The organism is Marimonas arenosa, from assembly GCF_030848945.1.
GTDB classification, from domain to species: Bacteria; Pseudomonadota; Alphaproteobacteria; order Rhodobacterales; family Rhodobacteraceae; genus Marimonas; species Marimonas arenosa.
In genome coordinates this window covers 178883-192624 of the sequence record NZ_JANHAX010000002.1, presented here as the reverse complement: position 1 = coordinate 192624, position 13742 = coordinate 178883, and the positions used below count along the sequence as shown (strand labels likewise).

Below are 13742 nucleotides of genomic sequence, written 5' to 3'. Positions count from 1 at the left end.
AGAGCTCCCGACGAAACCGCTAATCGTTTCGGATTGGAGAAAAAAGATAGGCTCACGGAGGTTGCCTGAAGTGTTCGATAGAGAAACCGTCTCTTACCGCGTTAAGCAAATACTAACTGCTTTAGGGATTAGGAAATCAGGATTCTTCACCCCATTTGCTTACGCATCATCTGTTTCTTCCGAAGTGCCGGCCTACGAGGCCGTCGAGGCCTTTTTCGAAGGCTCGATAGCCGATTTCAAAGTTTTTTTAGAGAGCATCAAAACGACTCTTCCCGATTTTCGCAAAGCTGTTGAAGAAAACGCGATACCATTTGAGGAGTGTGGAATGTTCCCAAAGCTGGATTCGATAGCGGCTTACCATTTGGTAAGGGAAAGAAAACCGACAAGAGTAGTCGAAATTGGTTCCGGAGCCTCTACGCATGTTTTGGCACGTGCTTTGAACGACAATCAGCACGGGAACCTCCTGTGCATTGATCCAAAGCCCCGGCGGTCAATTGAGTCCACAGGAGCGGAAGTTCACTGTCGCACTTTAAGCACTGAAGACGCCAAACTAGTTGAAAACTTTGAACCAAACGATGTTCTTTTCATAGATTCCAGTCATGTAATGCTTCCAGGGATGGACGTAGACATTCAGTTCAATCGCATGTTTCCCGCGTTACCCTCCGGTGCTCTCGTTCATGTCCATGACATTTTTCTACCTGATTCCTACCCTGTTGAATGGAACCAGCGTATGTTTTCGGAGCAAAATGCGCTGATAGGTTGGATACTTTCAGGATTCTTTGAGGTGATTTTTCCGTCGTACTACGTGGCAACCAGGCTTGAACCCGAGCTAAAAGAAGTTCTTCAAGACATTACTCCGATAAATCCACAGCAAAACGCGGGAAGTATATGGCTCAAGCGAATTTAAGCTTGAATTGCTCCTCTGAAAAGCTCTCAAAAAAAGCATGTCCTTTCCCCTGATTTCTTATGCGGCAATCACTGCTCGTGAGTGGAGGCAGCGTTTGATTGGGTATCGGAAAGGACCGAAGCGGTTGGAAATCGCGTGTAACCTGAATGGGGCACGGGCGTTTTGGCTTGATTAGAGTTTCCAGCATCCTCACTAACTTCACTCTGTTGATAGTCCAGTATCCATATACCGCTTGCGAAGAGGAACATGAAGAAAGCGTAGATTGCATCCCAAAAGTGGACGGTCCACCCGGCCATAAAGAACCCGAACATAGAAATCAAGTACCCGGTGCGGTACCAAGATACACGCTCACTCAGGTTCTTTTTCATGGCGACAGCAACGAAGACAATCAGGAAAAGAAAAATATATAGGCCCCAAACAAGAACGCCGTGACGCATACCGCCGACGATCCAGAACATATCCACGCTTGGCGACATCCACCAAGGCCGCTCCCAATTCTCGCTGAGGCCGATACCGAACACAGGATTGGCAAAAATGCTTTCTGTCCCAAAGTTCCATATATGAATACGATTATACGCCGTATCCTTATTGAAGGACAAGTATTCAACGATAACATGAAATGGAGTACGATTTGAGATCAAATCAACAGTCACAAACCCGGCGACCGCAAGGCCAACAAAAACATACCAGCGTTGTCTGACACGATTCATGATCCCGTCCCAAAGAAGCATGTAAATCTGCGTCATCATCCCAACGAGCGGGCCAGAGGAAAGCGAGCTAAATCCAAGAAACGCGATTGCTCCACTTCGCCCCATACGTCCAAGCCAGCGCCGCTGATAGCCCAAGACGTAATACGTAAGACCGATCAAGGCACCAAAAAACACCCCCATGTGGATCTGATGAGCGAATGGACCCTGGACTCGTTCGAAACCAAGTCGCTTTTCCTTTGGCACATCGGCATAGGTGGCCCCAAGGGAGTCGAAGAAATCAAGAACGTAGTTACGGCCGGTAAACATCTCAAAGAGAGCGAACGGAATAAGAAGCAATCCTAGAAAAAAGAACATACGCACCGTCGAATAGAAAGCCTCAGGGGTACGAATAAAGCAGCGTCCGATCAAATAGGCGCCGAGTGTCTCGACCCAGAAAATACCGATTGTTTCGATCATCTCAGTGAAACCATGAACAACGGTGAGAGAAAGCGATGACCAGATGCAGATCAGCACGACGCAAATATCTGCAATTTTGATACGCCCCGCTTTGCCGAGAACAAGGAGGTAGAGGCTCGGGAAAAACAGAGCTAGAAGTACAATTCGATAGACGGAAAGCCTAAGCGTTCCCGCGTAGATGAAAAGCGGCGTTAAGAGGCCGACAATGAACAGAGCTACGACGAAGGGTACTCCATCATTCCGGGCTTTACCGAGACCTTTGCGATGGAGCATGCGGTTTGCGGGCCGACTGCTACTTTGAACCGCCTTCATGCTAAGCCTGTCCACCGTTTGCTTTTTGTCGTACATAGCAGTTATCTTTACCCTTAACAATCATGGCCAACTCAATTTCATCATTCCCACTGTCCAGACGCCGGGCCATCCGGCGTTCGTCAGGCCGTTGTAAAGCAACGGCGAAAGATAGCCGACCTCGAAACCGACCCGAAAGAAAATTACTGTTGATCCCCTCCAGCACTTTGCGGATGTCACATGAAGGTGATAACAGCAAAACCTGGTGGAAAGCGGCTCGGCTGGTCTGTCCACAGGGGCGTCGATCAGGCGAAAATCCGGATAACCCCACCGCCGAGGTTGAAAATCTACTCAAATTGCGTGTCAGATGCCCGAGCCGCGGTACAACGTTTCCAAGTGGCTTGATCGGGTCACAAAAAAACGGCAGCATACAGAATAAGACATTCTACTTGGGGAACGTCGGTGAATGCTGCAATTCTGTCCAAGCGCGCCCGAATCTCCCATGATGAATTTCTGGAGTATCGTGACTCTGTCGTTTTCATCATGATGACAATTGAACGCTTTCTCTGGTTCGGATCAATGGAGCAAAGGCGTTTGGGAGCCGGGAAGAATATGTTGACGTTTGTTGAGCAAAGAGCGGGAACAAGTATCGCCAAACGAGTTTTTTCATTATTTTTGGAAATTTTTCGGGTGCCGAGTTAGAAAGCATGGACGTCGAAATTCACGAACAACTAACTTCCGATCTGGATGTCGAGTGGCGGAACTTTCTAGAAAATAGCCCCCACCAACATCCTCGTCAGCATCCGGCTTTCGCTGAGGAGGAACGTGCGCTCGGTCGCCGTCCGGTGTTTGCGGTCGGCAGGTCCGGAGGCCGGGTCACAGCAGCAGCCTTGATATCGCTGGAACCGCACAAGCTTTTCCCCGGATATTTCTCGACGGCATGGTGGCAGAGCGGTCCGATCTGCAATTCCGCATCAGGGATGATCGAATTTCTGGAGGTATTGAAAACGCACGAGGCTTTGTCACGTGTCGGCCGGCTGCATGTCTCGCCGTACTGGATTGGAGAAAAAAGCACCGAGATGGATCGGGAATTCGACAAGGCTGGCTGGAAAACCTCCGGAAAGGAACGGTTTTCGAGTACCGGCATCATTGACCTCGAAAAAGAAGCCGAAGAGGCTTTCGCAGACTTCTCGAAAAGCGCCCGGCGGGAAGTGCGTCGAGCTGCGAGGCAAGAGGTAGTCTACAGGCCTGCTGCAACAGACAGCGAAGCGCTTATCTTTCTTCGCAGCCTCAACGCCCTACGAACCGAGCGGCATCTTAAGCCCATCACGCGGGAGGGTTTCATGGCCGCTTTTCGAGTGGTTCTTCGTCCGGCCGACATCGGGGTGCTAATGACCGCGTGGAAGGCAGATTGTTTTCTGGCCGGAGTGTTCGTGATCAGAAGCAGGACAACCGTTCATGTTAGTCATTTTACCACCGAACCCGAGCCTCTAGCCAAGGCAGGCAACCTGCGGATCGCACCAGCCCTTTGGTTTGAAGCCATGAAATGGGGGCAGGAGAAGGGCTGCGCGGCCATGGATGTCGAGGGGTACGAGCTGCCCGCTCCCGGTTCAAAAATGCGCAATATCTACAAGTACAAATCAGAACTTAGTCCAGACCTGGTCTACCGCGTCAGTGCTCGCGAGAAACCAGTCAACAAATTCACGCATCTGACTGGCTCTGGGGCTGACAAGATGATCGGGCAGGCAAGGCGACTGTCCAAACGCCTGTGGCAGCGCTGAGACCCTGCCCCGCGGCCGGCCCAAGGGATGTGCGCTAAATCTAACAGCAAAAAAATAAAGACTAAATCGAGACTTTTCGGGGAAATAGACCATCAGCCGCGTATACCTGATCATGAGTCTCGATAACTCGATCCCTGATTGCACGCATTCCTCTCCGTGTTTCTCAGTCCCAACCCTGTGAGGCTAATGCGAATACCACGAAACAAAAACCTTTTCCAAAGCCGCCTCATACTCATCCAGCCGGTTCAAGCCGATACTAAGAGCGGTTTCTATCTCGCCAGAAATGTTCTCGCGGTTTTCGTAGGACCTCAATATCCGCATCACGATGTCTTTCGGTTTGTCGGCGGCGAGATCGACGGTTTCAGTGTAGCCCAGTGCGCCAAAAAGCCCGGCGAACTTCCGACTGTATGCCATCGGAACCACCGGAACGCCGGAAGAGAACGCGGCGATGCAAGCGTGCATGCGTGCCCCCATGAAGAAATCAAGCCCGGCAATGTAGCTCTTAGCCTCTGACGGGGTTGAAAATGCGGGAGCGACGATGGTTTCTGGAAATTCCGCGGCAAGGTCCAGACAGGCTTGGTAGTCGTCCTCGACGCCCCCGCGGTCCTGCGGGATCACATGGCCGACGAGGTGAAGCTCGCAGCCTTCGGGATGGGACAGGAAGCTCTTGATAATGTCCCGGACCAGGGTCGGATAATCGGACTCTAAACCAAACATGTTCGAACCGGTATAGCCACCATTCATCAGAAGCCCCGAGACATTCAGACCGACCCGCACCGGACCGGAGTGCGTGGACGGCGCAACGAAGGGCAGGCGTAAAGCGACATCTGATGCTTCCACGATTTCGCGGCGTATTCCTATTTCGCGCAGAAAAGCAGTCGACTTGTCATCCCTGGTCGCGACGCTGGCCGCACGTCGAATGGATCCGGCAGCCAGGCTGCGCCACAGACGGTGGCGGAACGGCCCAACCGTCTGAGGTGCCATCACCAGCGGACGGCCGGCCAAATGGGTGAGATATTTCATCAAGAGAATCTGGAAGATCCGCTTGCTGCCATAAATGTCGGCAAAGCTGTCGCCGCCTGAGATGTCGATCACCAGGTCGCTGGCCCGGACCGCCCGGAAATAGTCCAGCGGTTTGCGCAGCGGGCGCACAAAACGTTCGCGAACCTCAGTGCCCTCAACGCAGCTTGGAAAAGTACTTGGCCCGATCAGAACCGTGATTTCAATTTCCAGTCCCCGGCGCTGTGCGACGCGACGGATCAACTCGATCTCTGAAACCGTCAGCGCGCCAACACCGAGATTTGGATTACGGGTATCGTGGCCGATCAAGGCGATCTTGAGCATCTGACAATCCAGGCTGTTCGTTGGTCATACTGCATTCCATAGAACCCGATTTGGCAAGGGTTGAAACCTTCGTTTTTCTTGACCTTCCCCATCGTAGCGGAAAGAACACCCACAGCCGGCGCCGATTTTGCTGAATTAAGTTTCGAAAGGCCTTCGATGTTCCGATCCGTCATCCTGCTGCTGTCCGGCAACGCCCTTGGATCGCTCATGCTGCTCGCGCGCAACTTGCTGGTCGCCCGATTGGTCAGCGTCGAGGACTACGGCATCGCTGCGACCTTCGCGATCAGCATGGCCATAGTTGAGATGGCTTCAGGGCTCGGCCTGCAGCAACTGATCGTTCAGGACAAAGAAGGCAACGACCCGCGACTGCAGGCGGGTTTGCATGGGTTCAACTTGCTGCGCGGTCTCCTTTCAGGTGCAATTCTGTTCCTGCTGGCATCTCCTATTGCGCAATTTCTCGGCATACCTGATGTGGCCTGGGCTTATCAGATGCTCGCGCTGGTGCCGGCGCTGCGCGGCTTTGAGCATTTCGACATCCACCGGCTGAACCGGCGTATGGTCTACCGCCCGTTGATCCTGTCGAAGACGGTGCCGGCCTTCTTGTCTGTCCTGAGCCTTTGGCCACTCTATCAGTTTTTTGCCGACTATCGGGTGATGCTCTACGCGGTGCTTATCCAGTGGGCCTGCACGGTCGCTGCCTCGCATCTTCTGGCGGAACGTCCTTTCAGGATCCGGTTTGATCTGAACCAGTCCGCCCACGCCTTGTCTTTCGGATGGCCGATCCTCGTCAACAACATCCTGCTTTTTGCGGTGTTTCAAGGCGACAAGCTGATTGTCGGCCGAGAGCTTGGCATCGAGGCCCTGGCGATCTTTGCCATGGGCGTGACCTTGACCCTGACGCCGACCTTGGTGACGGCGGCAAGCGAAACACAGTTCTTCCTGCCGCAACTATCAGCTGCGGCGCAGCACCGGGACCGGGACCGGGATCGATTTGCACAATTGGCCGCTGCGGCGATGCAAGCCAGCCTGCTCAGCAGCCTGTTCCTGGTCTTGGCTGTCTTCGCTTTCGGGCCGCCCACAATTCGCCTCCTGCTTGGCGCAAAATACGAGGCGCTTGTGCCGCTTTTGAGCTGGTTGGCCATCCAGCAGGCCGTCCGTAATCTCAAGGTCGGATGCGCAATTGTCGCGCTTTCGAGGGCCCACACCAGCAATGCCATGATCGCCAACACGATGCGCATTCTGGTACTACCACTCGCTTGGTATGCGGCAACGATCTGGGGCGATGTGCTCGTCGTTATCTGGGTCGCAATAGCAGGTGAAGCGATCGCGTTCGCAGTGTCGCTGGTTCTCGTACACTACCGTTTGAGCCTCGACTTTGGCCGAGTCGGAGTGTCATTGATCGCTGGAGTTCTAGCGATAGCAACCCTCGCCACGAGTGCCATCTCTACTAGCACAAATACAAACGGAAACTGGTACTTGGTGGTAATTAGCCTTGCTTGCTTAGCCATAGTTGCTATGAATGTAAGGGATTTGATCACAGTTTTCCGTGACGCGAAAACTGATTGGCGAGAAAACTGAATGGCGCTAAGGCTTGGGAAAACCCAATGAGAATACGAAGCTTGTTGCGGCGAGGGAAAACCTTTGTCATAGAGTGTTTCGAGAACATCTACAGAAAGTTCGAGAAAAGGGCGTTCTCGCGCGGCAGTGTTCTGAAGAATATCCCTCGCTACTCGGACCGTCTGGGAGGCCTCGGGACTATCACGTATGGCGAATGGTGTTATACCGTTGGTGTTTTCCAGAGCATACTGTTCCTGCACAAACCCGATGTGGAAACTCCTCTAAACATTTTAGATGTCGGTTGCGGTACAGGCCGCTTATTCTTGTCGTCAAGTTCTTTCATGAAAGACTCTGATACCTATACGGGACTAGATGTCGGAAAAGCCTCGATCGAAATTTGCAGGCGTCACTATTCCGATAGTAGAGTAAACTTCGTTTACTACGAAGCTTCGAATGCAAGTTATGCACCAGAAGCAACGCGCTCGGTTGTCGAATGGCCACTCGGCAAGCAGAAATTTAACTTGATTACCGCTCTTTCCGTTTGGACGCATCTCAATGAAGAGGATTGGGTCGGTTATCTTCGACAAGTAGCTGGTAGGCTTGAACTAGGAGGGCGAGCCGTCATTAGCTTTTTCGTGCTAGATGATCTCTATCGAGAAACCTTGTCAAAGAGAGGGCCAGAGGTAAGTAGGTACTATCCACAACCTAAAAGTCGGTGGATTTTCGAAAAAAAGGCATACGGTTCTTCTGAGTGGTTTTGCCCAATTTGGGCAGACCCTCCGGAGGCAGCAATTGCAGTGACTGAAGACGCATTCAAGAGAGAGATGCAGAATGCGGGACTAAAGATTGTTAAATTCTATCCGGGGAATTGGAAAGAAGTTCCCGGACTCTTTTTTCAAGACATAGCAGTTCTTGAAAAGGCATAGAAACAAATTTCAAAAGCTAGGTCGACCGGGGAAATGTCCCGAGACATAGCAGAACAATTTACCGCTTTCGTGGCCTTACCAAGGCCCTTAAGGCCGGAAGACATAGACCTGCTTTAACGACCCGCCCCACAGAGTTGCCCGTGCAGGCACGAAGGCAATGGACCAACGGAGCCTAGTACCGTCATGAACGAAAAAAGTACCATGGCGACCGGCCACGAAAAGACGTGGAAAAAACTGCCTCTTGGATCGTGAAAAACTGGTCCGGCGTCAGGTTGCCCTACTCTTCCTCATCGCAATCCTGGCACCTGTCGGAGCGTCATTCCGAGTCCGCGTCGAAGGCGGCGGGCCAGGCGCAGCTCACCGCGCAAGAGGTCGGCGAAATCTTTGTCTTGCATGTCGCCCCGGACAGAGCTTCTCGGTCTGAGGAAGGCCCCGGGGTTCATGCGTCCACGATCGCTGGAATAGGCCACGCGGTAACCGGCCCGCCTGAGCGCGCGAAGGACCCGGCCATTATAGCTGCCAAAGGGAATCGCCGCCTCGGTCACTGGCATTCCACAGACCGCCTCCAGCTCGGCCCGCGAACGGATGAGTTCCTCGCGAAGCTCCTGCCGCGGCAGTCGGCGCCAATCCCGATGCGCCACGCCATGGCTGCCTATCCCCATCCCAGCAGCGGCAAGCGTCTGGATCTGCTCCGCCGTCAGTGACCCTTCGTGGTCTATACGTCCACTTAGTGGAAAAAAGTCAGCAGTCATTCCCTGGCCCAATAGCCGGGACAGGGCGATGTCGCAGTCCGATGCATTGCCGTCATCGAAACTAAGCCGTATCAAGTCAGGCCGTGGCGCCTCGGTGATCATGCCTAGCAGAGTGTCAAACTGGTCCGTGCTTATCCAGAAGGGCGCTTCACCGGTTTCAAGCGCTCGCCCAGGCCGACCGATCCCGTGGATGATTATGCCGATATTTCGCGTCGCCATCCTTGCCGTCACCTTCGTGCCTTGATCTTCTCTCGCAAGGTTTCAAGCTTGTCTACGAGGTACGGAAAAACGCCTGCAGGTCGTGCTTCATAGGGACCCGCGGCGAGAATCGGGCGTCCGTTCATCCGCTCTTTGAAACGGGCAACGCTTGGATTCTCTTCGAAATCGACCCCACCGAGATCATACCAGGCCAACCCGCGCGCCCGCGCCAGGGCAATTCCTTGCCACGTCAGAAAATAGCCCGCCCGCAGGCGCCTTCCGATGTCGGACGTTGCCCCGTAAAGATAGACAGCCGTGCGTGCGCAACTACCTGTGACGATGCCGGCGATATCGGTGCCGTCCTTAGTCGCGATCAGGATGTCATGCCTGAGGTCGTCCCCCTGAAGTGCAAAGTGAAACTCCGGGGTGATGTCGGGCCGAAACTCCTTTGTCTTCTGGACCTCCTCGAACAGCGCCAGGAAACGTTCTTCCAGATCAGGGGTAAGACCGCTGTCCAACCCCAGACCGGATTTCTGCGCATAGCGCAAATCGGTGCGCCACTTGCCCTTGAGTGCCGTCATCAGGCTTTCCTCGTCGAGGCTCAGATCCATGGCAAATGATCTGTAGGGCGCGACGCGAGGCGCCGGATCGAACCCAGCCTTGGCTGCGATTGCATCCATCCGTTCCGCCTCGTGAAAAGCGATCCCGGGGAAGCGCAGGCGCAGCACATGGCCGTCGCGGGTAACCAGGTGGTCGCGCAGGGCGCGCAGAATGTCCCGATACCGGTCGTCATTGGGAACCACGCCAGCGACCGGCATAGTCAAGGGGCCGGATGCGATCCATGCAATGCCCCGGCGCAGTCCCGGCACCCGCTTGATCCGCACTGCGGCGGCCGCAACCAGTTCGCCGTCGCATTCCACGCGGAGCAACTGCAATTCCGCCCCGATCCGCCGCGCCGCCGCCTGGGCATAGGTCAGGCTCTGTTCGTAGGTCAGATCGCGGAACCGGCCAGACAAGTCCGGCCAGACTTTTTCTGCAACGATCTGCACGGATGAAACGGGAACGTGCATGTCAGAGCCGTGTCCGGATCCAGCTTCGCCAGAGCGGACGCGGTTTCGCCCCGGTCAGCTTGCGCAACCGCGGCGCCAGTTTCAAAAACCAGATGCGATAATAAGCCAAGTCCAAAAAATCCGCCCATGCCAGCAGCGTTGCGACACGCACTTTAGACCATTTCTGATCGCGAACAATCACACATCGCCGAAAAGGCGTTAGAGTTCCACCATAGCTCGTTTTGTAGTCGTACTCTCCTGCTCCAGATTCAATCACTTCTACACCTTGGTCAATCAGATGCATGATCCGTTCAACCATTCCGATGCGACCAACGCCAGCCTTGGTTGCCAACGGATCAAGAGTGCGCGCTATGAGACGCCAATAGGTTTTTTCACCGAACTGAAAAAAAAACTGCGCCGCCAACACCTCGTCTTGATCGCAGTATTCCTCGATGCCACATTGCCCGGAAGGGGACATCTTTTCTAACAGTTCGCGATAGAACCCCTCGCTGCCGGGCCAGTCTTGGAAATGGCCGGCTTTCCCAACAGCTTGCCATTGCTTGGAATGAAGCTTTGCAAATCGGTCAAAAAAGGCTGCGATGGTCTTTTGATCGGAAACTCGCCGCTCCAGAGAATATTTGCTTTCCAGAATAGACAATCCTTTCCGGTATTCACGGCGCCGGCTTTTCGAAAGGCTGCTAAAGTACTCCTCAAAACTATCCGGCAGAAGAAAAATCGTGTGCTTACCGATTTCCGTATCGGCACTAAAACATGCATTGGGCAAGCTTGAAACTGCCGACCTCAAGCCAGCAATGTCATCGGCATGACCTGATATTGGAGAGAAACTGATCCCCTGACAATTTTCGTCACTCAGGATTCGGCTCACAGCATCGCTCAACACTGTCTCTTTTTTCCCAGCAGGCAAGGGGAGAGAAAGCAGCGGATAACTTGAATGGACACCGACTAATCGCGCCATTGTAACGGAAAACGGTCCAAGTCCGAACTTCTCCAAATAGATCGGCAGAACACCGACAAGATTCTCTCCCTCCCAGAGACATACGCCCCGAAAGGGATGCCCCTTCCCGAAATGCTTCATCCAAACCGATACCCAGTCACCGCAAAAGTAGATATCTCCTTTCGTGCGGTGCACGCAGGCGTCCCATTCGTCCTTGTGAACCTGCAGTTCATCAATGGACTGCAAACAACGCACTTGAAAACCTTCAACTGTCACGACTCGGCCTCTCGTCCGAACAAATGATAGCGAAGCGCCGCCGCCGACAGACGCACTCGTGCCCGCGTATCAGCGTCGCGTCGGAAAACGGACCGAATTCCAAACAAGACACCGCGCGCCAGTGCCGAACCGACAAACAACGTCTTCACTGCAGCAAAGCCTAGACGCCCATAGTGTTTGCGAACGTAGTAAAGGTGGCTTTTCTGCAACTGAACATACATCCGCGAACGGATTTGTGCCGTGCTCTTCGAACCACCGTCAAGGTGAATAATCTGGGCTTCCGTGGCAAAGACGCAGCGCCAACCGACCTTTCGGATACGCCGGCACCAGTCGGCTTCCTCAGCATAAACGAAAAAACCCTCATCCAGCGGCCCCACTTCTTGCAGGACCATGCGTGGCACCAACATGAACATTCCTGAAACCACGTCGACGTCACGTGTCGATTCCCGATCCCAATCCATATACCAAGGCCGTCCCAGAACGCGAGCATACCGTGCCAGTCGCAACAGCCCAAGCTCGATGATCGCGAGGTTCAGCGGTGAGGGGTCGGCAAAACACGTCTTCTGGACGACATCCGGCCCTTCCAGCACCTGACAGCCAACACATCCCACATCTCGGTGGATTTCAAGCCAGTCGAGCATGGTATCGATAGCGTGATCCAATACAACCGTATCCGGGTTGAGCAGAAGAACAGACTCGCCGCGAGCGATTTCTAACCCTTGGTTGTTGGCTGCTGCGAACCCCCGGTTCCCGGTGTTGGCAATCAGGATCACATCGGGAAACTCCCTCCGAACCATCTCGGCAGAGCCGTCGGAACTGGCATTGTCGATGACGATGATTTCGTGAACCGCGGAGGTCTGCGCCTTCACCGACCGGACGCAATTATGCAACAAATCACAAGTGTTCCAGTTCACGATGATAACGGAGACGCGAATCTGTTCTTGGCCTATCACCTGCGGATCGATGGAGTTACTCATAGAATGTGTTTTTTCGCGTTTTCTTTCGTTATACATGGCCTTACAGAAAACCGTTGCGGAAGTCACTTCCTCATCCACAGCCGAGTTGATAAGGTTCTTGAGGAGTATGAAAACATACAAGAAAAACGGCTGGCAGACACCAGAACAGCGATTTTACTGAGGAGCCAGATGCTGACAAACGCGGCAGAGTGTTCTGTATGCAGGAACCCGATGCTGACGCACGCCCGGATAGTCACCAAGTGGCTTTTCCATCCGGGCAACCAAGTCCCGCATTCAGGTTTCAGCGTGGACAATCATTCGGGTAGCCAGCGTTACTCGATGCAAGAAGAGTTGCCACGTGAAGTTTAGAAGAAAAGCTGTTTGCACTCACCCCCGACTAAAAATCCGGGATTTTTTGGTAGCTGACAAGAACGGCGGCGTACCTGGTCTCTTCGCAAATCGGCGGATCGGATATTCGTTCAACACCCGTGCTGCAATAAGAAAAGCTTGCGACCTTCTGAAATTGAAACCTGGAGACGAGGTTTTAGCTCCAGCCTACAATTGTGGGTCTGAACTTGACCCGCTACTCCATGCCGGATTGAAAGTCACGCTCTATCCAGTCAATCGACAAGCACGGATCGATCTGGCGGGATTGCAGGCCAAGATTACGGAAAAGACACGAGCAATCTATTTGACACACTATTTCGGCTTCCTGCAGCCCGAAACAGAGGCTTTGCGGGAGTTGTGCAACCGGAGTGGACTGTACCTGATCGAGGACTGCGCGCTTAGTCTTCTTAGCGGCACCGCTCCCGCCGAGGGATACAGCGGAGACGTCGCGGTCTTCTGTTTCTACAAATTCTTTCCGGTTCTCTCCGGCGGAGCGCTGGTCATCAATAGTGCCTCAATTCCAAACGCGCCGCGGTTTGTCGGCCGCGCCCCAGCCGCCCGAGTATACAAGGAGCGGCTGCGTCTTACTTCTGGTATGCTTCTTGGCTCACGACTCCTGAGTGGTTTGAAAAAGCTGCGCTTCCGGCAGCGCTCGCCCGAGACAGCGGCCGAGCTTGAAGCTCGGCCAGACATGCCATCTAACTACTACTTTGACCCCCGGCTGTCAGATGCCCGCATCGATCTGTTTGCTAAGTGGCCGATGCGGTCTTTTAATTCTCAAGAAACCATCCAAAAGCGGCGCGAGAACTACCTGACCTATTTGGATCTGCTTGCTGGGATAGAGGGCGTAGAACCGCTTTTCCCTCAATTGCCTGAGACCACCTGCCCACAGTCCTTTCCGATCCTCGTCAAACGGCGTGATCAGGTTGCAGCTTTCCTCATTCGGAGTGGAATTGACGCCACCCCATGGTGGGCCGGGTACAACCGTCACCTGGTTTGGAACGAAGATTGCGGAGACGCCATATTTCTTAAAAACAACATTCTGTCGCTTCCCTTGCATCAGGGGCTTTCCGCTGATGCGATTGCTCGAATTGTTGGTCGATTACATCATGTTATTCAGTCTGAACCGAATGACCAGCGCAACTAGAACGAAGCATGCTCCGACGACGCAGGAACTGCCGTCGAAGGTAACCATATCAC

Annotated in this window: 11 protein-coding genes; 5 read left to right on the top strand and 6 right to left on the bottom strand. The window is 53.6% G+C overall.

From position 1 onward, the window contains the following. The first annotated feature begins 70 nt into the window (after positions 1-70). Positions 71-907 carry a class I SAM-dependent methyltransferase gene (locus NO357_RS07150; protein WP_306734949.1) on the top strand — a complete coding sequence of 279 codons (837 nt, stop codon included), beginning with the start codon at positions 71-73 and terminating at the stop codon, positions 905-907. A gap of 68 nt (positions 908-975) precedes the next feature. Here NO357_RS07150 and NO357_RS07145 read toward each other — a convergent pair whose 3' ends face one another. Next, the gene (locus NO357_RS07145) at positions 976-2421 is read right to left on the bottom strand and encodes an O-antigen ligase family protein (protein WP_306734948.1); all 1446 of its coding nucleotides are present in this window, start codon (positions 2419-2421) and stop codon (positions 976-978) included. 647 nt (positions 2422-3068) lie between these two features. On the opposite strand from NO357_RS07145, the gene NO357_RS07140 reads away from it, so the two are divergent. Beyond that, entirely contained in the window at positions 3069-4142 is a 1074-nt protein-coding gene (locus NO357_RS07140; protein ID WP_306734947.1) for a GNAT family N-acetyltransferase, read from the top strand. 183 nt (positions 4143-4325) lie between these two features. On the opposite strand, the gene NO357_RS07135 is transcribed toward NO357_RS07140, so the two are convergent. Further along, positions 4326-5486, bottom strand: coding sequence for a polysaccharide pyruvyl transferase family protein (locus tag NO357_RS07135; RefSeq protein ID WP_306734946.1), 1161 nt, complete (start codon positions 5484-5486; stop codon positions 4326-4328). Between the two features lie 156 nt (positions 5487-5642). Between NO357_RS07135 and NO357_RS07130 the strand changes: the two genes are divergently transcribed. Beyond that, a complete protein-coding gene (locus NO357_RS07130) occupies positions 5643-7064 on the top strand; it encodes an oligosaccharide flippase family protein (protein ID WP_306734945.1) in 1422 nt (473 codons plus the stop codon). A 26-nt stretch (positions 7065-7090) separates the two neighbouring features. Next, positions 7091-7969: a class I SAM-dependent methyltransferase gene (locus NO357_RS07125; protein ID WP_306734944.1), complete on the top strand. Its 879-nt coding sequence runs from the start codon at positions 7091-7093 to the stop codon at positions 7967-7969. Positions 7970-8256: 287 nt separating this feature from the next. Here NO357_RS07125 and NO357_RS07120 read toward each other — a convergent pair whose 3' ends face one another. From NO357_RS07120 to NO357_RS07105, 4 genes are all read right to left on the bottom strand, one after another. Continuing rightward, positions 8257-8823 (bottom strand): polysaccharide deacetylase family protein, encoded by a 567-nt coding sequence (locus tag NO357_RS07120; RefSeq protein WP_306735541.1) that lies wholly within the window; start codon positions 8821-8823, stop codon positions 8257-8259. Between the two features lie 125 nt (positions 8824-8948). Further along, positions 8949-9989 carry a lipid II:glycine glycyltransferase FemX gene (locus NO357_RS07115; protein WP_306734943.1) on the bottom strand — a complete coding sequence of 347 codons (1041 nt, stop codon included), beginning with the start codon at positions 9987-9989 and terminating at the stop codon, positions 8949-8951. A gap of 1 nt (position 9990) precedes the next feature. Beyond that, complete coding sequence (locus tag NO357_RS07110) at positions 9991-11199, bottom strand: GNAT family N-acetyltransferase (RefSeq protein WP_306734942.1); 1209 nt, start codon at positions 11197-11199, stop codon at positions 9991-9993. Next, positions 11196-12296 (bottom strand): glycosyltransferase family 2 protein, encoded by a 1101-nt coding sequence (locus NO357_RS07105; protein WP_306734941.1) that lies wholly within the window; start codon positions 12294-12296, stop codon positions 11196-11198. The genes NO357_RS07110 and NO357_RS07105 overlap by 4 nt, the downstream gene beginning before the upstream one ends. A gap of 217 nt (positions 12297-12513) precedes the next feature. On the opposite strand from NO357_RS07105, the gene NO357_RS07100 reads away from it, so the two are divergent. Continuing rightward, on the top strand, positions 12514-13689 hold the full coding sequence (locus NO357_RS07100) for a DegT/DnrJ/EryC1/StrS family aminotransferase (protein WP_306734940.1): 1176 nt from the start codon (positions 12514-12516) through the stop codon (positions 13687-13689). The last annotated feature ends 53 nt before the right edge of the window (positions 13690-13742 follow it).

Coding starts and splice junctions, on each gene's coding strand:
- NO357_RS07145 (WP_306734948.1), bottom strand. CDS start 2,421: ATGTACGACAAAAAGCAAACGGTGGACAGGCTTAGCATGAAGGCGGTT.
- NO357_RS07140 (WP_306734947.1), top strand. CDS start 3,069: ATGGACGTCGAAATTCACGAACAACTAACTTCCGATCTGGATGTCGAG.
- NO357_RS07135 (WP_306734946.1), bottom strand. CDS start 5,486: ATGCTCAAGATCGCCTTGATCGGCCACGATACCCGTAATCCAAATCTC.
- NO357_RS07130 (WP_306734945.1), top strand. CDS start 5,643: ATGTTCCGATCCGTCATCCTGCTGCTGTCCGGCAACGCCCTTGGATCG.
- NO357_RS07125 (WP_306734944.1), top strand. CDS start 7,091: ATGAGAATACGAAGCTTGTTGCGGCGAGGGAAAACCTTTGTCATAGAG.
- NO357_RS07120 (WP_306735541.1), bottom strand. CDS start 8,823: ATGATCACCGAGGCGCCACGGCCTGACTTGATACGGCTTAGTTTCGAT.
- NO357_RS07115 (WP_306734943.1), bottom strand. CDS start 9,989: ATGCACGTTCCCGTTTCATCCGTGCAGATCGTTGCAGAAAAAGTCTGG.